The sequence below is a fragment of the Aliiglaciecola sp. 2_MG-2023 genome, assembly GCF_030548145.1.
Taxonomy (GTDB): Bacteria; Pseudomonadota; Gammaproteobacteria; order Enterobacterales; family Alteromonadaceae; genus Aliiglaciecola; species Aliiglaciecola lipolytica_A.
Window position 1 is genome coordinate 1 of sequence record NZ_JAUORY010000067.1, and the last position, 693, is coordinate 693.

Consider the following 693-nt stretch of genomic DNA (forward strand, 5'->3'; position numbering starts at 1 on the left):
AACGTTGGTGTACTACTACGTGGTACTAAACGTGATGACGTAGAGCGTGGTCAAGTATTGGCTAAGCCTGGTTCAATCACTCCACACACCCAGTTTGAAGCTGAAGTGTATGTATTGTCTAAAGATGAAGGTGGTCGTCATACTCCATTCTTCAAAGGCTATCGTCCACAGTTTTACTTCCGTACAACGGACATCACTGGTGCAGTAGAATTACCAGAAGGTGTAGAAATGGTAATGCCTGGCGACAACTTGAAATTCAAAGTTGAGCTAATCAACCCAATCGCGATGGACGAAGGTTTACGCTTCGCAATCCGTGAAGGTGGCCGTACTGTTGGTGCTGGTGTTGTAGCAAAAATCATCGCTTAATAGCGAGATAAGATACGAATTAAAAAGCCGCTCTTAGAGCGGCTTTTTTTGTGCCTGCGATTTGTATTTACAATATTTGTAGCATGGCCTTCACGCCATGGCGTGGGGCAACATATCGCGGGGTTAAAACACCCGCCTACAAGCCATGGAAAGGTTCAACAAGGCGCGATTTGTAGCATGGCCTTCAGGCCATGGAATCGCGAATCCGATAAGAGTCTGTAGCATGGCCTTCAGGCCATGGAATCCATGTAAAACGCTGCGGGGCTAAAGCACCCGACTACAGGGTAGGGGGGATTATCTTTGTAGGATGGTCTTCAGGCCATGGAA

General features: G+C 47.2%; 1 pseudogene. It reads left to right on the forward strand.

The features are described 5' to 3' along the window. Positions 1 to 366, forward strand: a pseudogene (gene tuf, locus Q4567_RS22220) (elongation factor Tu); the annotation flags it as partial. Positions 367 to 693 lie beyond the last annotated feature (327 nt).